The 23,206-nt window shown below is 44.1% G+C and carries 21 protein-coding genes and 1 other annotated feature; of the genes, 14 read left to right on the top strand and 7 right to left on the bottom strand.

Annotation, left to right across the window (positions count from 1 at the left end; genetic code table 11):
* The first annotated feature begins 61 nt into the window (after positions 1 to 61).
* A complete protein-coding gene (gene arcB, locus L9Q40_RS05925; protein WP_014230826.1) occupies positions 62 to 2,413 on the top strand; it encodes an aerobic respiration two-component sensor histidine kinase ArcB in 2,352 nt (783 codons plus the stop codon).
* Position 2,414: 1 nt separating this feature from the next.
* Positions 2,415 to 2,864: a putative periplasmic lipoprotein gene (locus L9Q40_RS05920; RefSeq protein ID WP_014230827.1), complete on the top strand. Its 450-nt coding sequence runs from the start codon at positions 2,415 to 2,417 to the stop codon at positions 2,862 to 2,864.
* An 83-nt stretch (positions 2,865 to 2,947) separates the two neighbouring features.
* Here L9Q40_RS05920 and arcA read toward each other — a convergent pair whose 3' ends face one another.
* Entirely contained in the window at positions 2,948 to 3,664 is a 717-nt protein-coding gene (gene arcA, locus L9Q40_RS05915) for a two-component system response regulator ArcA (RefSeq protein WP_020335906.1), read from the bottom strand.
* Between the two features lie 360 nt (positions 3,665 to 4,024).
* On the opposite strand from arcA, the gene L9Q40_RS05910 reads away from it, so the two are divergent.
* The gene (locus L9Q40_RS05910) at positions 4,025 to 4,432 is read left to right on the top strand and encodes a DUF3293 domain-containing protein (protein ID WP_020335907.1); all 408 of its coding nucleotides are present in this window, start codon (positions 4,025 to 4,027) and stop codon (positions 4,430 to 4,432) included.
* A gap of 58 nt (positions 4,433 to 4,490) precedes the next feature.
* Positions 4,491 to 4,973 carry a putative 4-hydroxy-4-methyl-2-oxoglutarate aldolase gene (locus L9Q40_RS05905; protein WP_020335908.1) on the top strand — a complete coding sequence of 161 codons (483 nt, stop codon included), beginning with the start codon at positions 4,491 to 4,493 and terminating at the stop codon, positions 4,971 to 4,973.
* On the opposite strand, the gene L9Q40_RS05900 is transcribed toward L9Q40_RS05905, so the two are convergent.
* On the bottom strand, positions 4,970 to 5,440 hold the full coding sequence (locus tag L9Q40_RS05900) for a ribonuclease regulator (protein ID WP_065301968.1): 471 nt from the start codon (positions 5,438 to 5,440) through the stop codon (positions 4,970 to 4,972). The two genes, L9Q40_RS05905 and L9Q40_RS05900, sit on opposite strands and share 4 nt — an antisense overlap.
* Before the next feature lie 441 nt (positions 5,441 to 5,881).
* Positions 5,882 to 6,001 (top strand) — a sequence feature (Thr leader region).
* A 54-nt stretch (positions 6,002 to 6,055) separates the two neighbouring features.
* Between L9Q40_RS05900 and thrA the strand changes: the two genes are divergently transcribed.
* The 3 genes from thrA to thrC are packed head-to-tail and all read left to right on the top strand — an operon-like array spanning position 6,056 to position 10,769.
* Positions 6,056 to 8,515 (top strand): bifunctional aspartate kinase/homoserine dehydrogenase I, encoded by a 2,460-nt coding sequence (thrA, locus tag L9Q40_RS05895; protein ID WP_020335910.1) that lies wholly within the window; start codon positions 6,056 to 6,058, stop codon positions 8,513 to 8,515.
* 20 nt (positions 8,516 to 8,535) lie between these two features.
* Positions 8,536 to 9,492 (top strand): homoserine kinase, encoded by a 957-nt coding sequence (gene thrB, locus L9Q40_RS05890; RefSeq protein WP_020335911.1) that lies wholly within the window; start codon positions 8,536 to 8,538, stop codon positions 9,490 to 9,492.
* Positions 9,489 to 10,769: a threonine synthase gene (gene thrC / locus L9Q40_RS05885; RefSeq protein WP_020335912.1), complete on the top strand. Its 1,281-nt coding sequence runs from the start codon at positions 9,489 to 9,491 to the stop codon at positions 10,767 to 10,769. The genes thrB and thrC overlap by 4 nt, the downstream gene beginning before the upstream one ends.
* Before the next feature lie 119 nt (positions 10,770 to 10,888).
* Here thrC and grcA read toward each other — a convergent pair whose 3' ends face one another.
* Positions 10,889 to 11,266: an autonomous glycyl radical cofactor GrcA gene (gene grcA / locus L9Q40_RS05880; RefSeq protein WP_014230835.1), complete on the bottom strand. Its 378-nt coding sequence runs from the start codon at positions 11,264 to 11,266 to the stop codon at positions 10,889 to 10,891.
* A 327-nt stretch (positions 11,267 to 11,593) separates the two neighbouring features.
* Between grcA and nfo the strand changes: the two genes are divergently transcribed.
* From nfo to L9Q40_RS05865, 3 genes are all read left to right on the top strand, one after another.
* Positions 11,594 to 12,481, top strand: a complete 888-nt coding sequence (nfo, locus tag L9Q40_RS05875; RefSeq protein WP_498792630.1) for a deoxyribonuclease IV — start codon at positions 11,594 to 11,596, stop codon at positions 12,479 to 12,481.
* A 277-nt stretch (positions 12,482 to 12,758) separates the two neighbouring features.
* Positions 12,759 to 13,439: a uracil-DNA glycosylase gene (gene ung, locus L9Q40_RS05870; RefSeq protein ID WP_498792629.1), complete on the top strand. Its 681-nt coding sequence runs from the start codon at positions 12,759 to 12,761 to the stop codon at positions 13,437 to 13,439.
* 111 nt (positions 13,440 to 13,550) lie between these two features.
* Positions 13,551 to 14,102 carry a hemerythrin domain-containing protein gene (locus L9Q40_RS05865; protein ID WP_014230838.1) on the top strand — a complete coding sequence of 184 codons (552 nt, stop codon included), beginning with the start codon at positions 13,551 to 13,553 and terminating at the stop codon, positions 14,100 to 14,102.
* Between the two features lie 230 nt (positions 14,103 to 14,332).
* On the opposite strand, the gene L9Q40_RS05860 is transcribed toward L9Q40_RS05865, so the two are convergent.
* A complete protein-coding gene (locus tag L9Q40_RS05860) occupies positions 14,333 to 14,518 on the bottom strand; it encodes a DUF3545 family protein (protein WP_014230839.1) in 186 nt (61 codons plus the stop codon).
* Between the two features lie 724 nt (positions 14,519 to 15,242).
* Between L9Q40_RS05860 and L9Q40_RS05855 the strand changes: the two genes are divergently transcribed.
* Together L9Q40_RS05855 and yaaA are read left to right on the top strand one after the other, a co-directional pair.
* On the top strand, positions 15,243 to 16,676 hold the full coding sequence (locus tag L9Q40_RS05855) for an alanine/glycine:cation symporter family protein (RefSeq protein ID WP_498792627.1): 1,434 nt from the start codon (positions 15,243 to 15,245) through the stop codon (positions 16,674 to 16,676).
* Between the two features lie 108 nt (positions 16,677 to 16,784).
* Positions 16,785 to 17,561, top strand: a complete 777-nt coding sequence (gene yaaA, locus L9Q40_RS05850; protein ID WP_498792625.1) for a peroxide stress protein YaaA — start codon at positions 16,785 to 16,787, stop codon at positions 17,559 to 17,561.
* Between the two features lie 66 nt (positions 17,562 to 17,627).
* Here the strand turns inward: yaaA and srmB are convergent, their stop codons facing one another.
* Entirely contained in the window at positions 17,628 to 18,851 is a 1,224-nt protein-coding gene (srmB, locus tag L9Q40_RS05845; RefSeq protein WP_014230842.1) for an ATP-dependent RNA helicase SrmB, read from the bottom strand.
* Between the two features lie 107 nt (positions 18,852 to 18,958).
* Complete coding sequence (locus tag L9Q40_RS05840) at positions 18,959 to 19,678, bottom strand: tRNA1(Val) (adenine(37)-N6)-methyltransferase (RefSeq protein ID WP_498792624.1); 720 nt, start codon at positions 19,676 to 19,678, stop codon at positions 18,959 to 18,961.
* 331 nt (positions 19,679 to 20,009) lie between these two features.
* On the opposite strand from L9Q40_RS05840, the gene brnQ reads away from it, so the two are divergent.
* Positions 20,010 to 21,320 (top strand): branched-chain amino acid transport system II carrier protein, encoded by a 1,311-nt coding sequence (gene brnQ / locus L9Q40_RS05835; protein WP_014230844.1) that lies wholly within the window; start codon positions 20,010 to 20,012, stop codon positions 21,318 to 21,320.
* A gap of 82 nt (positions 21,321 to 21,402) precedes the next feature.
* On the opposite strand, the gene fldB is transcribed toward brnQ, so the two are convergent.
* Complete coding sequence (fldB, locus tag L9Q40_RS05830; protein ID WP_014230845.1) at positions 21,403 to 21,921, bottom strand: flavodoxin FldB; 519 nt, start codon at positions 21,919 to 21,921, stop codon at positions 21,403 to 21,405.
* A 168-nt stretch (positions 21,922 to 22,089) separates the two neighbouring features.
* Between fldB and xerD the strand changes: the two genes are divergently transcribed.
* A complete protein-coding gene (gene xerD, locus L9Q40_RS05825) occupies positions 22,090 to 23,007 on the top strand; it encodes a site-specific tyrosine recombinase XerD (RefSeq protein WP_014230846.1) in 918 nt (305 codons plus the stop codon).
* Positions 23,008 to 23,206: the final 199 nt, after the last annotated feature.

The raw sequence follows: 23,206 nt of genomic DNA, 5'->3' as shown, positions 1-23,206 counted from the left end.
ATACCAAGGTTCATGTCTAATGTTCAGGGATGATATCTAGCTTTACGCCGTGGAGTCGTGAATGAAACCGATGAAAAATCTTGCCCAGTATTATGTCGACCTTCTGGTGAAACTGGGGATTGTCCGTTTTTCAATTTTGCTAGCACTTGCGCTGGTGGCGTTAGCTGTCGTGGTACAAGTTGGTATTACCTTGGCACTTAAGGGGCGAGTTGACGATATTGATATCGTACGCTCTGTGTTCTTTGGTCTGCTGATTACTCCTTGGGCGGTGTATTTTCTGTCTGTGGTGGTTGATCAGTTGGAAGAGTCTCGCCAAAGGTTAACTAAGCTGGTTTCCAAGCTGAAAGACATGCGCTCGCGCGACCAAGAACTGAACTTCCAGTTGCAACAGAATATTGAAAAGCTCAATCAAGAGATTGAAGAGCGTATTAAAGCCGAAGAAGCACGCGAAGAAGCGATGAAGGATCTGGAAAATGAGGTCTTTCAGCGTGAACGCACACAGTTAGAGCTTGCGGAGCGAACCGCCTTATTGCGCTCCTTCATTGATGCGTCTCCGGATCTGATTTACTACCGAAATGCGGATGGTGTGTTCTCCGGTTGTAACAGAGCAATGGAAGAGCTGACGGGTAAGAAAGAGCATCAGTTGGTGGGCTTGAGCCCTTGGGACGTCTACAGCAAAGAAATCGCACAGCCAATCGTTGATACGGACCAGAAGGTTTTCACTGATAATCAAGCCATTACCTATGAGCAATGGCTGGAATACCCGGATGGTCGTAAACACTACTTCGAACTGCGTAAAGTTCCTTTTTACAGTAAGGACGGCCGTCATCTGGGCCTAGTTGGTTTTGGTCGTGATATCACCGAACGTAAACGCCATGAGGAGTCTCTGGAAAAAGCCAGCCGAGACAAAACCACTTTCATTTCTACTATCAGTCATGAACTTCGTACTCCACTCAACGGTATCGTCGGCTTGAGCCGAATGCTGCTTGATACTCAACTGACCGAAGAGCAGCGTAAATACATGCAAACCATCAATGTCAGCGCGATTACGCTTGGAAATATTTTCAACGATATTATCGACATGGATAAGTTTGACCGTCGCAAACTAGAGTTATTACCTGAGCCACTTAATTTCGAAGACTTTGTCGCAGAAATAGAGAGTATCTCTGCGTTGATGGCTGAGCAGAAAGGTTTGCGCTTTGACTTAGAACGTTTGAGCGATTTACCGAAAGCGATTGAAGTTGATGCCACCCGTTTACGTCAGGTTATCTGGAACCTGGTCAACAACGCCATGAAGTTCACCAAAGAAGGCGGTGTGGTAATGACGGTGAGTGCGGATGTCGAAGATGATTTCGCGACGATTATTATCGAAGTGGAAGATACCGGTATTGGTATTCCTGAAGAAGAGCTGAATAAGATTTTTGCCATGTATTACCAAGTGAAGTCAGGCAAAGATAACTTACACGCAGTTGGTACTGGCATTGGACTGGCTGTATCTAAACAGCTGATTAACATGATGGATGGTGATATTTCCGTAGCGAGTGAAGAGGGCTACGGCAGTACATTTACCGTTTCTATTCATGTTCCAGTCGTGGCTCTAGAAGAACCTATTATCGACGCGCAACGCGATAATGTTCATTTAAATATCTTTATGGTCGAAGATATCGAACTGAACGTGACCGTGGCGAAATCGCTATTGGAAAGCTTAGGCCATTCAGTCACTGTTGCTATGACGGGACAAGAGGCGTTAGTCAATTTCGTTCCGGATCAGTATGACTTGGTTTTACTGGATATTCAGTTGCCTGATATGACTGGCTTCGATGTGGCGAAATACTACCGAGAGCACTACGACAACTTGCCACCGTTAGTCGCGTTGACGGCAAACGTACTGAAAGATCGTAGAGAATATCTGCAAAACGGCATGGATGATGCAATCAGTAAGCCGTTGGCTGTGCATGCTATTCAGTCTGTGATTGATAAGTTTTTTGTGCACAGAGTGGAAAAACCACAGCCGGTTGAAGTTCTTGAAGTTAAGGAAGAACCTGCGCCATCACCTGTGATTGAGACGCATCTGCTTGACCTCGATATGCTGGAGTCTTACGTTGATATTGTGGGGGCGAAGCCCGTTTATGACAGCATCAAAATGTTTGAAGATATGATGCCAGATTATATTGAAGTACTGGACTCCAATATGATCGCGAAAGATAAAGATGGCATCGTCTCTGAAGCGCACAAGATCAAAGGTGCAGCAGGTTCCATCGGTTTGAAACGTATCCAAAGTGTCGCGCAAAAAGCCCAGTCTCCAGATATGCCTGCCTGGTGGGAGAATATTTCAGATTGGGTTGAAGAAATAAAAAATGAATACCTCAACGATATCCAAGTACTAAAAAGTTGGTTAGAACAAAGGAAATAACATGAAGAAACTTGCATCAGTGGCCATTGCTACTGCACTGCTGTCGGGTTGTAGTGCTGTTCCTGAAGTGAATTGGAAACAAGACAGCCAGATAACAATTAATCAAGTCAATATTGAACTCAAGAGTAACCTCTGGGTAAATCTGATGCCGACAATAGGTGAGTCTCAGGAACCCAACCTTCACGGCTCTCTCTCTTTGGAAAGTGATACGGAGTTACCGGCCAATCTGACAGTAGAAGCTTTGATAATTAAACAAGGTGACGAGCAATGGATGCTGGACGAAGACGCTTTAGAAACTCGGACGCATAGCGAAAACCAGTGGGAAGTCGCGTTTACCTGGCAAAATCAACTTAATACTGAAAAGTGGGTTGAGCTGGCAATACTGCTGGATGATGCCGGTAAAAAACGCTGGCTGGTAGAAAAGTATGTAAAGGTAAACAAGGTCTATTAGCACCTATTCTGCTTAAAAAAGCGGTATAGAAAAAGGGCTTGCTCCAATGAGCAAGCCCTTCATGTTTCTCGTGGAATGAAGAATTAGTCTTCTAAATCACCACAGAAGCGGTAACCTTCACCATGAATCGTTGCGATGATTTCTGGTGTACCTGATACAGATTCGAAGTGTTTACGAATACGACGAATGGTTACGTCAACAGTACGGTCGTGTGGTTTAAGTTCACGGCCTGTCATCTTCTTCAGAAGATCGGCACGTGTTTGGATTTTGCCTGGGTTCTCACAGAAGTGCAGTAGCGCACGGAATTCAGAACGAGGCAGTTTGTAGCTATCACCTGACGGGCTCACCAGTGAACGGCTATTGATATCTAGCACCCAACCGTTGAACTCGTATTTTTCTACCGAGCGTTTTTCTTCTTGAACAGCACTTGCGCTCATTGAGCGACTCAACAAGTTGCGCGCACGGATAGTCAACTCACGTGGGTTGAATGGTTTAGTGATGTAATCATCAGCACCAATCTCAAGGCCTAGAATCTTGTCCACTTCATTGTCACGGCCAGTCAAAAACATCAGTGCGATGTTTGCTTGTTCGCGCAATTCACGTGCAAGTAGAAGACCATTCTTGCCTGGAAGGTTAATGTCCATAATGACCAAGTTGACAGAGTTGTCTGATAATACTTGGTGCATCTCTTCACCGTCACTGGCTTCAAAAACAGCGTATCCCTCTGCTTCAAAAATACTCTTAAGAGTGTTACGAGTTACTTGCTCATCTTCAACGATCAGAATCTGCGGGGTTTGCATTGGCGGTACCTAAATTTGTGACAAAATTGTGCTAATAGAATAAATTCTAGGCAAAAATATAACATACAGGTAATGAAATTTTGATAATAAATCAAGTTAATCAAAATTACACTTCTTTCAGTTATCCGCCTTCCATGGAGATTTACCAGCTCACCTACATCCCGTGGCGACTTTTATTCTAATGGGATATTTACCTTTCATTTCCAGTTTCTTATTGGGGGAGGAAACGTAAACACCCTAGATATGGGGCGAATTTTATATTGTTAACAGCATGCTAACAATGCTCAAATGTTAATTCCATGCAGTTTGTTGATTTACATCAATTGATGAAATTTAACTGTTATTAATCATTTAAGAGTTATGATAGAAAAAAATAATACGAACATCGACGCATCGTTATGGAATGCTTATGCAAATTCTTTTTTTCGCTTTGAAACGAAATGGAATGTTTTGAGCTATGTTGTGATAACTGCTTGGAACCCATACAGTAATTTGCGGTCAAAAGAAGATAACTGCATAATTAATCAAAAGCTAGAAAAGCGTCTAAAACACGTTAACTATGTGCCAGTTACTGTAGGTGACCGTACCTTTGAATGGTACGAAGAGAGTTTTGCGGCGGAGATCTCAATAGACGACGCGATTACATTGGCAAACGAGTTTCAGCAGAATGCGATTTATTATATCTCTCATGACGACATCTACCTTATTGTCTGCGGTGATCCGAGCAATCGACACAAAGTAGCTAAAATGAGTGAGCGACTCGTATAACGAAAACAGGATACTACTCGTTGGAGCGTACTCGGACGAGAAAATTCACGGAGGAAATATGAACGATATAACACCAGATATATGTGACCAATTTGAAGACCAAGTAACGTTACTGAATCTGCCACTACAGAATTTTGGACAACGTTCCGCGTTTTTTGGCGAAATTGTCACAGTGCGCTGTTATCACGACAACTCCAAGGTAAGAGAGGTGCTTGGGCAGGACGGCACAGGCAAAGTGTTAATTGTTGATGGCCATGGTTCATGTCAAAAAGCGCTGCTCGGTGATCAATTGGCCATCCTTGGTATTGAGAATGGATGGGAAGGTATTATTGTCTATGGTGCGGTGCGTGATGTGGCGCAAATGTCACAAATGGATATTGGCATTCAAGCGCTTGGCACATGTCCGTTTAAAACAGAAAAGCGAGGCCTGGGTGAGGTCAATGTGACAGTAACGATGCAAAATCAGTTAGTGCAGCCGAAGCATTATGTTTATGCAGACTGGAATGGGGTGTTGATCTCAAAAGAGAAACTGGATTTTTAGAAGCGAAACCCTAACCCAACTTCAAAGCCTTGTTGCCAATCTTGATAATCTAGAGTTGCGTGAATATCTAACTTGTCAGTAATTTTCACACGACTAGACACCTCGGCAGCAAGGCCCGTATCTTCTTCATCGACACGCTCGTTGGTGTCAGCTTTGAAAGAACGCAGCGTACTCTTAACAGTGACACGATCATTAAAGTGGTAGCTAACGCCACTTAAAAAGCCGCTTTGATTTTGGACTGGGGAGTTGTTGACGCGTGCACCAACATAGAGATCAACTGAATCAAATAACTCGTACGAATAGCCGCCGTCGATGTTCCATACATCGAAGCTATCAGTTTGATAACTGTCACTTGAGATAAATAACTTGTGTGGGGAAGTCATTGCTGCCCCAGGAAGGGTAGGTAGCTCAGTCGCTAAAGAAACACCAGGCATGACAAAAAGTAACAGAAAAAGCCATTTTTTCATGCTCACCACTCCTTGTGTTTCAAAATTTTTTTATTGGTATGTGCTCAGGGCTTCCCAATATTAAAGCATATAATATGAAAGGCGGCTCATTTATTTCCTAAATAATTAACTCTCGTGGACAGTGATCACACTTAAATTGTTGTGAATGAGTTGTTACTTTGAATTTTCTTTGATCTTTGCCGTTTTAGCAAAGATCACCATGAATGTGGGTGTAATGTAAGTTTTTCTCTGCAGAACAAGCTGGGGGATTAACGATAAAGGTAAATTTTTCAAAAAAAATGATTTTTAGTTTATCCTTTTAATTTCAATTGCATACCGCAGGATTTATCTCTGAAAGACTGGAAAATAAACAATTTTTAGTTGACTCTGTTACAGAAACTCGGTAAACGTAGGGTTAAGCAAACACACAATTCGTAGAATATTAATTTATGCCAGTTAACAGCCTCGTTGTAATGACCACCACGATTATTATTACCGACATTACAATTGTTGGGGCAGGCTGCTGAGCGAAAGAAATTCACAAGAAAGGCCTGTATCCAACAAGATACAGGCCTTTTTTTATGCTTTCTTAATACAAAATTTAGACAAGTTTAAGAAGATACACTGGAGGAAGGGATGCGAGTATTGAAGTTTGGCGGTTCATCATTGGCTGATGCAGATCGCTTTTTAAGAGCAGCAGATATCATTGCGAATAATGCTCAACAGGAAGAAGTCGCAGTCGTGCTTTCTGCACCGGGTAAAACAACTAATAAACTGGTTGCTGTGATTGAAGGCGCTTTGCGAAATGGTGAAGCAGAATTACAAATTAACGAGTTAGAAGAATCGTTTAAAACGCTTTTTGCCGATATCCAAGCCTTGGTTCCTAATCTGGATGGGACTGGCTACGACAACCAAGTTAAAACCTCGCTCTCTCAATTACGTCAATTTGTCCATGGCATCAGCCTGTTAGGCATGTGTCCAAACAATGTGAATGCGCGCATCATCAGTAAAGGTGAACGTGTTTCGATTCAACTGATGAAAGCGGTACTTGAAGCAAAAGGTCAAAAAGCCAGCTTAATTGATCCGGTTGAATACCTTTATGCTCAAGGCGATCATCTTGAAGCGATGGTTGATGTTGATATTTCTACACAAAACTTCCGCCAAAAGCCTCTTCCTCAAGGTCATGTCAACATCATGCCTGGTTTTACTGCCGGCAATGAGAAAGGAGAACTGGTTACTCTAGGTCGTAACGGTTCTGACTATTCGGCCGCGGTTTTGGCTGCTTGTCTTCGCGCCGATTGTTGTGAAATCTGGACTGACGTTGATGGCGTATACAACTGTGATCCTCGCTTGGTAGAAGATGCACGACTATTAAAATCACTGAGCTATCAGGAAGCGATGGAGTTGTCTTACTTCGGTGCGTCCGTTCTGCACCCGAAAACCATCGCTCCAATTGCTCAATTCCACATTCCATGCTTAATCAAGAACAGTTTTAACCCGCAAGGTGCAGGTACGCTGATTGGCCAAGATACTGGTGAAGATAACCTGGCTATCAAGGGTATTACTACTCTGAATGACCTGACCATGGTGAACGTTTCTGGCCCAGGTATGAAAGGCATGGTTGGCATGGCGAGCCGTGTATTTGGAGCTATGTCTTCAGCGGGTGTTTCAATCGTACTGATCACTCAGTCATCATCAGAATACAGCATCAGCTTCTGTATCGAAGCTGAAGATAAAGCAAAAGCGCAGCAGACACTGGCAGAAGCATTTGAGCTGGAACTGAAAGACGGTCTGCTGGAACCAGTAGAGTTTATCGATGATGTCGCTATCGTGACATTGGTTGGTGATGGTATGCGTACGTCACGCGGCGTTGCTTCACGTTTCTTCTCATCTCTTGCTGAAGTGAACGTGAATATTGTTGCAATCGCACAGGGTTCTTCAGAGCGCGCTATCTCAGCGGTTATCCCAGAGGATAAGATCTCTGAAGCAATCAAAGCCTGTCACATGAACCTGTTCAATTCTAAACACTTCCTTGATGTTTTCGTCGTAGGTATCGGTGGTGTTGGTGGCGAGCTGGTGGATCAGATTGAACGTCAACAAGCGAAACTGGCTGAAAAAGGCATCATCATTCGCGTATGTGGTCTGGCAAACAGTAAGGGTCTGCTTCTGGATAGTGAAGGGCTGCCACTGGAACACTGGCGTGACCGCATGTCTTCAGCTACTGAAGAGTTCAGCCTAGCGCGCCTGATTGCACTTGTGCAACGTAACCACATCATTAACCCTGTTTTGGTTGATTGTACTTCGAGTGAAGCCATTGCTAACCAGTACGCTGATTTCTTGGCGGCAGGTTTCCACGTTGTTACTCCAAATAAGAAAGCCAATACAGCAAGCATGGCTTACTACCACCAGCTTCGCGATGTAGCACGCAGCTCTCGTCGTAAATTGATGTACGAGACAACGGTTGGTGCGGGTTTGCCGGTTATCGAAAACCTGCAGAATCTTATTTCAGCAGGCGATGAGCTTGAACGATTCACCGGTATTTTGTCTGGTTCACTATCTTACATCTTCGGTAAGCTAGACGAAGGCATGAGCTTGAGCGAAGCGACAAACATCGCGAAAGAAAACGGCTTCACCGAACCGGATCCTCGTGATGATCTATCGGGTATGGATGTGGCTCGTAAGCTTCTTATTCTGGCTCGTGAAGCGGGAATGTCGCTAGAGTTGGAAGACGTTGTGGTTGATCAAGCGCTGCCACCGGGCTTTGATGATTCAGGCAGTGTTGATGAGTTTATGGCGAGACTTCCTGAAGCTGATGCGTACTTTAAAGATCTTGTCGCAAAAGCCGCTGAAGAGGGTAAAGTTTTACGTTATGTTGGTGAAATCAATGATGGTAAGTGCAAAGTCAGCATTGCTATCGTTGATGAAAATGATCCAATGTTCAAAATTAAAGATGGTGAGAACGCACTGGCGTTTTACAGCCGTTACTACCAACCAATCCCATTGGTACTTCGTGGTTACGGTGCAGGTACGGAAGTTACCGCAGCAGGCGTATTTTCAGATGTGATGCGTACTTTAGGTTGGAAACTAGGGGTATAACAGTAATGAGTTCAAGTGATATGGATGTAGTGGTTTATGCCCCAGCATCAATTGGTAATGTAAGCGTAGGTTTTGATGTTTTGGGAGCGGCTGTCTCTCCTATCGATGGCACCTTATTGGGTGATCGAGTCCTAGTGAAATCTGGTTCTGAGCCATTCAGCTTGAAAACCGCAGGTAACTTCGTCTCGAAGTTACCTACAGAACCAAAAGAAAACATCGTTTACGACTGTTGGGTTGTATTTGCTCGCGAGCTAGATAGAAAGGGCGCAGAGCTGAAACCACTGGAAATGACACTCGAGAAGAACATGCCTATCGGTTCTGGTCTTGGTTCCAGTGCTTGTTCTATTGTTGCTGCATTAGATGCTTTGAACCGTTTTCACGGACAACCGCTTAATGAAACTGAGCTGTTAGCGCTAATGGGCGAGATGGAAGGTAAAATTTCTGGTGGTATCCATTATGACAATGTTGCACCTTGTTACTTAGGTGGCGTGCAGTTGATGCTTGAAGAGCTTGGTATCATTAGCCAGGAAGTGCCATGTTTTGATGATTGGTACTGGGTAATGGCTTATCCGGGAATCAAAGTGTCTACTGCTGAAGCTCGAGAGATCCTACCATCTCAGTACCGTCGACAAGATATCATAGCTCACGGTCGACACCTTGCAGGCTTTATTCACGCGTGTCATTCTGGTCAACCGGAACTTGCGGCGAAAATGATCAAAGACGTGATCGCAGAACCGTATCGTGAGAAACTGCTACCAGGTTTTGCAAACGCTCGCCAATACGCAGCATCTGCAGGCGCGTTAGCAACCGGTATTTCTGGCAGTGGCCCAACACTGTTCAGTATTTGCAAAGAGAAAGATGTCGCTGAGCGAGTTGCTCGCTGGTTAGAACAAAACTACGTACAAAACGAAGAAGGATTCGTCCACGTTTGTCGTCTGGATAAACAGGGTTCGAAAGTAACAGGAAGTGAGCTATGAAGCTTTACAATATAAAAGAAAATGATGAACAAGTTTCCTTTGGCCAAGCCGTTCGCCAAGGATTAGGTCGTAACCAAGGCCTGTTTTTTCCATCGGAATTACCAAAATTTGATGATATTGATGCGCTGCTAGAAGAAGACTTTGTCTCGCGTAGTACAAAAATTCTTTCTGCATTGATTGGTGATGAGCTGACAGAAGACCAAGTGAACTCCATGGTTGATGCGGCTTTCCAATTCCCAGCGCCTATCAAACAAGTAAAAGATGGCGTTTATGCGTTAGAGCTTTTCCATGGTCCGACACTGGCGTTTAAAGACTTCGGTGGTCGTTTTATGGCGCAATCACTGGCTGCGGTATCTACTGGTGGTAAGATCACGATTCTTACAGCAACATCCGGTGATACAGGTGCTGCGGTTGCACATGCTTTCTACGGTATGGAAGACATCAACGTTGTAATTCTTTACCCTAAAGGCAAAATCAGCCCGCTACAAGAAAAGCTGTTCTGTACGCTAGGTAAGAACATCCATACAGTAGCAATTAACGGTGACTTCGATGCTTGTCAGGCACTTGTTAAGCAGGCATTTGATGATGCCGCTCTGCGTGAAGAAATCGGTCTAAACTCAGCGAACTCAATCAACATCAGCCGTTTGATGGCGCAAATCTGCTACTACTTTGAAGCAGCAGCGCAAATGAGTAAACAAGAGCGTGAGAACCTGGTTATCTCTGTACCAAGTGGTAACTTCGGTAACCTAACCGCTGGTTTGCTGGCAAAAGCGCTTGGTTTACCAATTAAACGTTTTATTGCTGCAACAAATGCGAACGATACAGTACCTCGCTACCTAGAAACAGGACAGTGGGATCCAAAACCAACGGTTGCAACGACATCTAACGCGATGGACGTAAGCCAACCAAACAACTGGCCACGTATCGAAGAGCTTTGCCGCGTAAAAGAGTGGGGCTTGGAAACGCTGGGCAAAGGTGCAGTTTCTGATGAGCAAAGTGCTGAGTCAGTAAAAGAGCTGAACTCACTGGGTTACCTATGCGAGCCGCATGGTGCAATCGCTTATCGCGTACTGGATGAGCAACTTCAAGCTGGTGAGACTGGTTTGTTCCTATGTACTGCTCACCCTGCGAAGTTCAAAGAAGTGGTTGATGATATCTTAGGATCTGATATCGACCTACCAGCACCACTGGCTAAGCATGCTGTGATGGACCTATTGTCTGAAGATTTAGATGCGGATTTTGATGCACTAAAAACAGTACTGCGTCGCGTACAATAAGCTAAATGCAAGCTAAATGAGAAGGTGGAGCTTAGTCTCCACCTTTTTTATTTTATAGAGGCAATAAAAAACGACGCTCAGTGAGCGCCGCTTTCAAAACTTACCGGGGTGTCTCTTTATTATAGAGATTCAGTAAACGTACGTGCGATTACATCACGTTGCTGTTCTGGAGTTAGTGAGTTGAAACGCACTGCGTAGCCAGAAACACGAATGGTTAGCTGAGGGTATTTTTCAGGGTTAGCGACTGCATCTTCTAGTGTTTCGCGCTTAAGCACGTTCACGTTTAAGTGCTGACCACCTTCAATTTTAGGTGCCGTTTCGATTGCTACTTCACGGCTTTCGTATTCACCTAGGTCGCTGATTGCAATAACTTGGTCAGCTTCATAGCCTGCTGATGCTGCAATACAACGAGCTTCGTTTTTTTCACCATCTAGTAGCCAGATAGAGTTTAGTAGTTCGTCATTTGCCGCTTTAGTAATTTGGATACCTTGGATCATTACTGTCTCCTAGTCCACTTACGTGGTGTTTATTGGTGTTAGTTTTCAAACTTTTATTGAGCTGAGTATTATATAGCTAATAACCACTATTTTAATATTGATTTAAGTCAAAAAACAACCAAAAACATTAATTTTATTAAGGTTGTTTTGTTGAGGTAAATCAATAAAGTGTTTAAAAACATACTGATTACACTATTTTTGATAAGATAAAAAATATTTTAAATGTAATTATGTTGTTAATTTACTACATATTGTTGATTTGAATTTAACCTGTGATGTGTAACTAATTGTATTTAGGTACGCACACTGAAAGTCTGAAGTGATTAAATGACAAACATGAAAAACAAGTTTGGGAACAAGATGATCGGCGCTCACGTCTCTGCGGCTGGTGGTGTCGATCAGGCCCCTTTGCGTGCGCGTGAGATTGGCGCTAATGCTTTTGCTTTATTTACCAAAAACCAGCGTCAGTGGGTGGCAAAACCTCTTGAAGCTAAAACCATCAGTGCATTTAAAGCCAATTGCAAAATGCTCGGGTTTGGTACTGAAAGCATTTTACCGCATGACTCCTACCTGATTAACTTAGGCGCACCAGAAGAAGAGAAGCTTGATAAATCTCGAGCGGCATTCATCGATGAAATGGAGCGTTGTAATCAGCTTGGTCTGACACTTTTGAACTTTCACCCAGGAAGTCACTTAAAGAAAGTATCTGAACAAGAGTGTTTAGCGACGATTGCAGAATCAATTAATCTTGCGCATAAAGCAGTACCAGATGTTATTGCTGTTATTGAGAACACGGCGGGTCAGGGTACCAACCTAGGCTGGAAGTTTGAGCATCTCGCTGAAATCATTGAGCAAGTGGATGATAAAGAGCGCGTGGGTGTGTGCATCGATACTTGTCATACTTTTACCGCAGGCTACGATTTAAGAACGAAAGAAGATTGCCAACACACATTTGCGGAATTCGACCGTATCGTTGGTATGCACTATTTAAGGGCGATGCATTTAAATGATTCAAAAGTCGAATTTGCTAGTAGGGTTGATCGTCATCATTCTCTAGGGAAAGGTGAAATCGGTTGGGACTGCTTTGAGTATATTGCCAAAGACTCTCGTTTTGATGGTATCCCTCTGATTTTAGAGACAATTGACCCTGATATTTGGCATCGAGAAATTGATACTCTTCGTGGTTACCATTTGGAAGAATTCAATAAAAATTAATGCCGTTGTCATAGTTGGCACTTTTCTTTCTTAGTGGTTACTGGGGCCATACAAAGAAGGATTGCATTATGTCTCGACCAAACACTTTTACTCCTTTTTCACATACCAGACGTTCGGTTCGTTTACCTGCACCTAATCGTCATATCACGGGCCAAGGTCACTTCCGAACGCCGCAGAAACATTAAATTCGAATTACCGCTCTCAAGTTGGGGGAAGTTTTTGTCTGTTTAAGTGTTGCTGGTTAGAATAGAGCAACACTTTCGGACAGGAACTTTCTATGAATCAGTCACCGACATGGCACGATGTGATCGGCGAAGAAAAAAAACTCAGCTACTTTGTCGACACCTTAAACTTTGTTGAATCGGAACGTTCGGCGGGGAAAACGATCTATCCGCCAAGCAAAGATGTGTTTAATGCGTTTCGCTATACCGAGTTTAACGATGTAAAGGTGGTGATTTTAGGTCAGGATCCTTATCACGGTCCGAATCAGGCGCACGGATTGTGTTTTTCGGTTTTACCTGGTGTGAGAACCCCGCCCTCATTGGTGAACATATACAAAGAGCTCGCTCAGGATATCGACGGTTTTGAAATCCCTCAACATGGATTCTTGCAAAGTTGGGCCGAGCAAGGTGTATTACTGCTTAATACCGTGTTGACGGTTGAGCAGGGCAAAGCACATTCACATTCGAAAACGGGATGGGAAGCGTTCACTGATAAAGTGATTGAAGCGATAAACATGCATCAGCAGGGAGTTGTGTTCCTGTTATGGGGCGCGCACGCGCAGAAAAAGGGAAGATTTATTGACCGTTCCAAGCATCATGTCCTTACTGCTCCTCATCCTTCTCCGCTCTCTGCCCATCGAGGCTTTCTGGGGTGTAAGCACTTCTCTCAAGCAAACCAACTACTTACAGCCCAAGGTAAAGAGCCGATCAATTGGCATTTGCCGATGACGGTGTAAAGCTAACAACAGCGATTAAGGTTTTCTTATCGCTGTTTTTTTGAGCAGGCTCAAGCTGGTAATGCATTTCTCATGTACACTTATTAGAAGCAGGTGTTAAGGAGAGACGCTATGATGATCGAAAGAATTCGACGCGAACACGGCTACATGGTTCGCCTGTTGGCTATATTGCGCCACAAACTTAATGAAATAAAACAAGAACGTGCCATTAACTATGCGTTAGTGGGGGAGATTGTTGACTACCTCTCTACTCATTCAGAACAAGTTCACCATCCAAAAGAGGACATCCTCTACCATCATTTTCTAGAACATTATGGTAAGCAACGAACCATGGAGAACCTAGAGCAGGAACATAAAGATCTAGCCGAAAAAACCAAAGAATTCTCAACGGTGATCGAGATGATTCTGCAAGATGCTGTGGTACCTCAAGATGTGTTTGTAAGACATCTTGAAGATTTCATTGATTCACAGAAACGCCACCTCGAACTTGAAGAGCGGAAGATCCTGCCGTTAATAGAAGAGCTGTTTACGACTGAAGACTGGCAGTACGTAGAAAGTCTCTGGAGTGAAAATGAGGATGATCCGGTATTTGGCGACACCATTGCTGACCGCTATAAACAGTTGGCGGAGCGTGTGCGTCAGAGCGATATGGAATACATCTAAAGTAACGTTCGCCCGGGCAAATGTTGAATCTGCTCGGGTTTTCTCACCACTTTTCTTATTTAATAAGAATTAACGAGAAATAAAGTTAAGCCTGAATATGGGTTTAACGAGCTCAAAATTCTCAATATATGAGAACGAAGGCCGAGTGCATTCTAAGTGCTCTTAGCCCCCTTGATGAATCGCTCTTTTCGAAATAACAAAAGGCACCCGTAAGGTGCCTTTTGTTCGAATTAGAGTTTGATGTCGTCTAGGTTGTAATCGTTACAGACATCAAGTTCACGCAGCTCTTTTAATAAATTGCGTCTGTCGTTCATCTCTTCAATTTCTCGCCATTTTCGTTTCATTGGTTTGGCACGAGATTTGGTTGTTGAGGTAGTATCCAGATTAAAAATGTCATCTAGTTGAAAGCCGTCCATAAGCCACCTTACCTTGTTTATCTAAACTGTTGTAACCAGTCCTTGTGGAGATTTTTAATTACCACAATAATTGTGAGAATAGCCATGACATATTTCGATTTTGTGTCTGTATCATGACATTTTCGTGCAAAAACACTTCCACAATCACACTTTAGTTTGTCTTTCTTGCATAAAAAATGCCCAAACGAGCCAGTGAAAACGATTAAATGAAGAGATTTTCTGTGTTAACGAGAAGGCTGGAATTAGAGCATAAAGCCAAGGTAAAAGTTGCATAAAACCACTTTGGTGAAATAGTGGTCGACTAACGATTTTATTAAGGAGGTAACTTTCTGTTACACCTTATGAATACTAGCCTTAAACCGAAAACATGGACCGAAACGCTATTGGTTATAAATTGAATATCATTGTTATCTTTAGGTAAGAGATATGTTGCGTTATGTGATGGTTGAGTCTTCTATTTATGTTATTTTTTGGTGGCTTTATAGTGAAATATAACAATATTAAGCATTTAGTTTCATATTGATTTTTGTGTCTCTAGGTTGCATTATCCGCCCGTCAAAAAATACGCTGGTACGTAAAATGGATGCATGAAGCGACATTTACGATTCTAGATTGCCCTTAAAAACAAACACTACTTAATTAGCTAAGCACACTTTGACACTTAGCAGGCAATCTGGTGGATGGCTAGGATGCATAGACCGGCGCAACTCACTTTGAGGTACGCATGACAGACTTAATCAATTTGATGAACGATCTCCTTTGGGGGGCGATTCTGGTTTATCTTCTTGTTGGTGTAGGTATTTACTTCACCTTTCGATTGGGATTCATCCAGTTCCGCCACTTCGGGCACATGTTTTCGGTTCTAAAGAACAGTCGCAAAGCAGACAAAGCTGGTATTTCTTCTTTCCAAGCACTTTGTACCAGTCTCGCAGCACGTGTTGGTACCGGTAATATGGCCGGTGTGGCAGTTGCACTAACAGCGGGCGGACCAGGCGCTATCTTCTGGATGTGGCTAATCGCGATGCTGGGTATGGCAACATCGTTTGCAGAGAGTACTCTGGCACAGCTATACAAAACCAAAGATGATGATGGCAACTACCGTGGTGGTCCTGCTTACTACATGGAAAAAGGTTTGGGCATGCGCTGGATGGGCGTCTTGTTCTCGGTTTTCCTAATCATCGCTTTTGGTTTGGTATTCAATGCCGTTCAAGCTAACTCTATTGCTAATGCGATGAGTACGGCATTTGGCTGGAACTCTCTATACGTTGGTATTGGTGTTGTTGCCTTGTCTGCTGCGGTTATCTTTGGTGGTATCAAGCGTATCGCTAAAGTCGCGGAAATGATTGTTCCACTTATGGCACTGCTTTACCTTGCGCTCGCGCTAGTGGTTGTGTTTGCCAACATCGAGAAGCTTCCAGCGGTACTTGCTCTGATTGTTAAGAGTGCTTTTGGTCTGCAAGAAGCAGCGGCTGGTGGTTTAGGTTACGCTATCGCACAAGCGATGATTAACGGTGTAAAACGCGGCCTGTTCTCGAACGAAGCTGGTATGGGTTCTGCGCCTAACGCAGCGGCATCAGCAACGCCGTACCCGCCGCATCCTGCGTCTCAGGGTTACGTTCAGATGCTGGGTGTGTTTATGGATACAATCGTGATCTGTTCTTCTACGGTAGCGATCATCCTGATGTCTGGTGAATACGTAGGTCAGGCGACAGAGGTTACCGGTATCGAACTGACACAGCGCGCATTGAGCTCACAAGTGGGCGACTGGGGTGGCATTTTTGTTGCTGTCGCAATCTTCTTCTTCGCGTTTACTTCGATCATTGCAAACTACTCATACGCTGAGACTAACTTAGTCTTCCTTGAGCATAACCATAAAGCGGGTATCGGTATTTTCCGAATCATCTTCCTGGGTATGGTGATGTTTGGTGCGGTAGCTTCGTTACCAATGGTCTGGTCGTTGGCTGATGTGTCAATGGGTCTAATGGCGATTGTGAACTTGGTGGCGATTATTCTGCTATCGGGCATCGTTATCAAGCTGGCTAAAGACTACAACCGTCAGCTAGACGCTGGTAAGGTACCAACATTTGATGCTAACGATTTCCCAGAGCTGAAATCTCAGCTGGAAGAAGGCATTTGGTACAACGACAAAAAAGACTGAGTGTCATAGTTAAAAGCTATTAGCACGATTTATAAAGCCATGCAGACAATGCATGGCTTTTTTTGTACCCTTAACGGTATATAAAATTAAAAGGATAGAGTCAAAGTCATGCTTATCGTAGTTTCTCCTGCTAAGACACTGGATTATGAGTCTCCGTTAGCAACGGAAAAGTTTACTCAACCTGAGTTAATTGAATTCTCCAAAGAACTGATCGAAGTTTGCCGTAAATTGACACCTGCTGATGTTGCGTCGTTAATGAAGGTGAGCGACAAAATTGCAGATCTGAACGTAGGGCGATTCCAAGAGTGGAGTGAAACCTTCACGACTGAAAATTCACGTCAGGCGATCCTCGCGTTTAAAGGGGACGTTTATACGGGGCTTGAAGCGGAAACCTTGTCTGAAGCTGACTTTGATTACGCTCAGGATCATCTGCGTATGCTATCTGGCCTTTACGGTTTGTTGAAGCCATTGGATTTGATGCAGCCATACCGTCTGGAAATGGGTACTAAGCTTGCGAACGATAATGGCACTAACTTGTACCAGTTCTGGGGCAATATCATCACTGACAAGCTTAATGAGGCGATTTCAGCGCAAGGTGACAATGTGCTTATTAACCTTGCATCAAATGAATACTTTAAAGCGGTGAAACCTAAGAACCTTGACGCTCAGGTTATTACGCCAATTTTTAAAGATTGTAAGAATGGCCAATACAAAGTGATCAGCTTCTACGCGAAAAAAGCGCGTGGCATGATGGCGCGTTATATTATCGAAAATCGCATTGAGAGTGTGGCTGACCTGACCAAGTTTGATACGGCGGGTTACTACTTTGTTGAAGAAGAGTCGACGCCAACTGAGCTGGTCTTTAAACGAGAAGAGCAGAACTAAGCTCAAACTCCGGACACAAAAAAGGGTTGGCATTGCCAACCCTTTCGCTATTTTAGACTTACAAGCTTACTTTTTTTTAGCGACTTTCTTTTTCGCAGTTTTCTTCTTATCGTCTTTTTTCTTTTTCTTCTTAAACACAGGTTTTTTGTGTTTTGGACGCATCTCTTTGATGAAACGCTCTTTGATGTCTTCTTTAACGTAACGAGCGACGCGATCCATCATTGGCTGGTCGTGCGCTTCTACAATTGAGATAGCGTTACCTTTTTTTCCAGCACGAGCAGTACGGCCAATTCGGTGCAGGTAAACATCTGCTGTACGTGGCAAGTCGTAGTTGATCACGTGTGACACATCAGGAAGGTCGATACCACGAGCCGCAACGTCTGTTGCCAGTAGAACGTTAACCGTACCATCACGGAAACGTGCAATTGCGTTGTTACGGCGGTCTTGTGGCATTTCGCCTTGAATCCATGAACATGGAATCTGTGCGCTTTCAAGCTGGCTACGCAGTTCAGCCAGACGTTCACGCGTCTTGAGGAAGACGATTGTACGTTCTGCTTGCTCCGTGATGATGTGCTTGAGTAGCGCGAGTTTATGCTCTGCGTCGTCCGCTCGGTGATACCATTGTGCGATCTTCTTGCGTTCGCGTAGCGGTGACTTCGCATCGATCTCTGCAGGTTCATTCAGTAGGTCCGCAGTAAAGCCTTCAACGCCTCTGCCTTCTAATGTTGCAGAGAACAGAAGGGTTTGCTTACGCCAGCGACACTCGTTCGATAGACGATCGACTGTTGGCGCAAAGCCCATGTCTAGCATGCGGTCGGCTTCGTCTAGGATTAACCATTCAATCGCACGGCAATCAAAGCGTTCAGCTTCAATGTATTCGCGCAGACGACCTGGTGTCGCAACAACGATGTCTTGCGTGGTAGCAAGAATGTCAGCGTGCTCTTGGTACTGAACACCACCAGTGATAGTAAAAATATTGAGCTTAGTATTTTTCGCCAGTGCACGGGCTTGATCCGCAACCTGCATTGCCAACTCACGCGTTGGGGTTAGGATAAGGATACGCGCAGGTCCAGGTTTACGACGTGGAAAATCCTGTAGGTATTGTAGAGCAGGCAATACGAATGCTGCTGTTTTACCTGTGCCAGTCGGTGCTGACGCTAGAATGTCACGACCATCCAACGCTTGTGGGATTGCTTCTGCCTGGACTTTTGTTGGGCGTTCGAAGCCCATTTCTTCAATGGCATCAAGTAAGTTTGAGTCTAGATCAAGTTCAGCAAAGGTTCTGATCACAATGAGTTCTCCACAAGCAAGGCTTGGTTAATGGTTCGCCGCAACAGCTTAAAATACGAAAAGGTCGCACATTATAAAGTGATTGGTGATAAGGATCACATGTTATTTCACATCTTAAGATAAAACTCACGGGTTAGCCGGACAAAATCGTCGCTGTACCCTCCTGGTGAGTGAATGATCAAGTGAGATATTTGAGTGTCACAAGGCTGCTTCGCTAACTCAAACAGCACACGATGAACTGGCTTTCTCTCTGATGGCTGCACACGGCAAAGACGAGATAAATACCAGCCCTGTTGTAATGCTAACTCGATAAACTGCTCACCTTCGGTGACAGGTAACACAAAGCTGGCTTTTCCATCCTCTTCTAACAGTTGGTAACAACGATGCAGCAAGGCGTCATGGCGCAGAGAGTCTGTGTGTCTTGCTGTCGCTCGCTGACTCTGTTTGGATTGCTCGCCACTATTGAAATAGGGTGGGTTACAAATGATTCGCTGGAATAACTGAGATGGTGTGAAGGTCAGCACATCGGCATGAAAAACAGATAACCTCTCTTGCCATGGAGAGTGAGTAAAGTTTTTCTGAGCGGCATCGATTGCTGTGGTTTCAATATCTACGGCCGTTATCTTCGCTCGGCTAAAGCGTTGGGCACACATTAATGCCAACAAACCTGTGCCTGTGCCTATATCGAGTATCTCAGCATCTTCAGGGCTTTCAACCCAGGCTCCTAGCATCACGCCATCTGTACTGACCGGCATGCCACTTTCACCACCTTCGATGAAAAACTGCTTAAACTTGAAGCTCTTAGTTTTATGTTTTTCGTTATTCATGTTTATTTTATATATGCTCTATATTTCAGTTCTTTCATCTAATGTTTATTAATTGTTTGGTTTGTTGTGTTGCAGGTTAGTAAATTGTATCGATGTTTGAACGAGATAAATTTCTAGATTTTTGTTTTATATTGGTTAGATTAACTGGTTTTTAATTCTATATATAAATTAATATGGTGTTTTTTTCTCATAGGTTGCCAAATGATGATTCTTTCGTCATTATGCGGCGCTATTTTATAGATTGAACCACGAGTACTTGTTAATAACAAAGACTCCAAAAGTGGTCGATGCATAACACAACATTCACACATTTTTTAGACAAGGGTTATCTGTGAAACAGACATTAAAACTAACAGATATTATCGCAGTAGGCTTTATGCTGTTTGCGTTCTTTTTAGGTGCTGGCAACATCATCTTTCCACCGTTGGCTGGCCAATTGGCTGGTGAAAACCTAATGCCAGCGATGTTCGGTTTCTTGCTAACAGCGGTAGGTCTACCTCTTATTACTATCGTTGCTATCGCTGTAGCTGGCGGAACTTGGGATCATCTAACGCAAGATCTACCGAAAAAAGCAGCGGTTGTGATGGCAGCGTTGATCTTCATTATTATTGGCCCTGCATTTGCGGCTCCTCGTACAGGCCTTGTGGCATACGAAATGGCTGTTAAACCATTTTTTATTGAAGCGTCTCAAACAAACCTGACGGCATTCTCAGTGCTGTTCTTTGTTGTCGCGATGCTATTCTCATGGTTCCAGGGACGTTTGATCGACCTGATTGGTAAGGTGCTGACTCCTGTCCTGTTCCTTGGTTTGATTGTTCTTGCTCTTGCAGTATTTATTGATCCTCAAGGTGAAATGATCGGTGCAACAGGCGAGTACTTAACTCAACCGCTAACGAAAGGCTTCCTAGAAGGTTACAACACCATGGATACCTTCGCGTCACTGATGTTCGGTATGCTGATGGTGGATGCGCTTCGTGGTAAAGGCATTACTGAGCGCGCGGCAACGACAAAATACCTGATTTTTGCTGGCTGTATTGCAGCTGCTGGTCTGGCGTTCGTATACATTTCGCTGTTCTACTTAGGCGCAACAAGTGCAACAGTAGCAGCGGGTGCTGATAATGGTGGTTTGGTTCTGAGCCAATACGTTCAGGCACTGTTTGGTCCTTACGGTCAAATCGTACTTTCAGTGATCGTATTACTGGCATGTTTGACCACAGCTATCGGTCTTATCTCTGCGTGTTCTGATTTCTTCAGTTCTAAAACGTCGCTGTCTTACAAACACTGGGTTCTGATTAACGGTTCTGTGTGTGCGTTGGTTGCTAACGTTGGTCTTGCGCAGTTGATTTCTCTGTCTGTTCCAGTGCTGTTCGCACTGTACCCTGTAGCAATTGCATTGGTAGCGTTAACGTTTGTGCGTAGCAAACTGCCTAACACTCGCTTTGCTTACCGTGCAGTACTGCTTGTTTCTTTGTTGTTTGCGTTACTAGATGCAGCAAAAGTAGCTGGTATGGATGTCTCGGCTTTCAACATGCTACCTCTATTTGAAATCGGTATGGGTTGGGTTCTGCCAACGCTGGCTGCGATCATTTGTATGTTCTTCATTTCTAAGCCTCAGAATGAGCTGGTAGAAGAAACGGCGTAAGTTTACATAACGACGAATAACAAAAAGCCCGATGAAGTGATTCATCGGGCTTTTTATTTTTGGCGTGGAAACCGAATGGCGATTAAAGCGTATCGTGGAATTCGACCAGCACTTGTTCACACCACTTCTCAATGCGTTCGTCACTCAAGTCGTACTGAGAATCTTCATCTAATGCCAGACCTACAAATTGGCTGCCATCTTCAGTGAGTGCTTTAGAGGCTTCGAATTCATAGCCTTCATTAGGCCAGTAACCAATAAATTGTGCGCCAGTTTCTTTCAGCTCATCATGGAGCAGACCCATAGCATCCAGATACCATTCACCGTAGCCTTCTTGATCGCCCAAACCAAATAATGCGACCACTTTTCCTTTTAATGGCGTCGTTGCGATGTCTTGCCAAATAGCACTCCAGTCCTCTTGGATTTCACCAAAGTCCCAGGTAGAAATACCAATGAGCAATAAATCGTAGTCAGCCATCAAAGCTAGCGGTGTCTCTTTCACATTGTGAATGTCGACAAGATCTTCTCCAATGATGGAACGAATTTTCTCTGCTGCCATTTCGGTATAGCAGGTCGTAGAGCCGTAAAAGAGTCCGATTTTCATTATATTCGTCGTATTTTATGTTGCTGTTGTAGAGGATTTTAACCTTAAACTGCCTGCGAATGCAGCGAATATCGTTAGATTAACGCACTAAGCTATTTTTTTATGGCATTCAAACAGGGGCTGTCTTACCCTCAGAGGTTAATTAAAAAAACAAAAAAGGAAGCGCGAATGACAGCACAGCTGCCTGTCAATCAACAAGATTTTGCTTTTGTGGAGCAATTCTTAGACGCGATGTGGATGGAGCGAGGACTGTCTGAGAACACGCTAGCTTCATACCGAAATGATCTAATTAAACTTCTTACCTGGATGGAGCAACAGCGTTACCGTCTCGATTTTATAAGCTTAGCTGGCCTTCAAGAGTATCAAAGCTACTTGGTCGATTTAGATTACAAACAGACGTCCCGTGCACGAATGTTATCGGCGATTCGCCGTCTGTTTCAGTATCTTCATCGCGAAAAAGTACGCGCCGATGACCCTAGCGCATTGTTAGTCAGCCCTAAATTACCGCAGCGTTTACCGAAAGACATCAGCGAAGAGCAAGTCGATGCTTTACTGGATGCGCCTGATCCTAATGACCCGGTAGAATTGCGCGACAAAGCGATGTTAGAGTTACTTTACGCGACAGGGCTTCGTGTTACTGAACTGGTAAGCCTGACGATGGAAAACGTCAGTTTACGTCAGGGCGTGGTCCGAGTGACGGGTAAGGGGGGCAAAGAGCGCTTGGTACCGATGGGTGAGAACGCCGTTGACTGGATTGAAACTTTTATTCAGCAAGGTCGGCCAGCACTGCTGGGAGAGACTTCTTCGGATGTGGTTTTCCCAAGTAAACGCGCACGGCAAATGACTCGTCAGACGTTCTGGCATCGTATTAAATACTATGCTGTGATAGCGGGAATCGATACCGATCAATTATCGCCGCATGTGTTACGTCACGCGTTTGCAACACATTTACTGAACTATGGCGCAGATCTCAGGGTCGTACAGATGCTACTAGGGCATAGTGACTTATCGACCACGCAAATTTATACTCACGTGGCGACTGAACGACTGAAGCAGATCCACAGTCAACACCACCCAAGAGCATAGTGATGGTTTATTCATCCCTTCTCATTGGACGAAAGAACGTATTTTTAAGGTGATTTTAATGAGCGTATTACGCCGACTAACTCTGCTGACTTTACCATTTTTTGTTACCGCTTGTGGGGCGGAAGAAAGTCAGGCTAAAACGGAAACTCCTGCACAACAAGTTGCTCCAACGGCGCAACAACAACTTTTGATGAAGCAG

Origin of the sequence: Allocatenococcus thiocycli, from assembly GCF_921292965.1 — a bacterium.
Classification (GTDB): domain Bacteria; phylum Pseudomonadota; class Gammaproteobacteria; order Enterobacterales; family Vibrionaceae; genus Vibrio; species Vibrio natriegens.
Note: the sequence above shows the minus strand (reverse complement) of the source record. Positions and strands in the feature narration are given on the sequence as shown.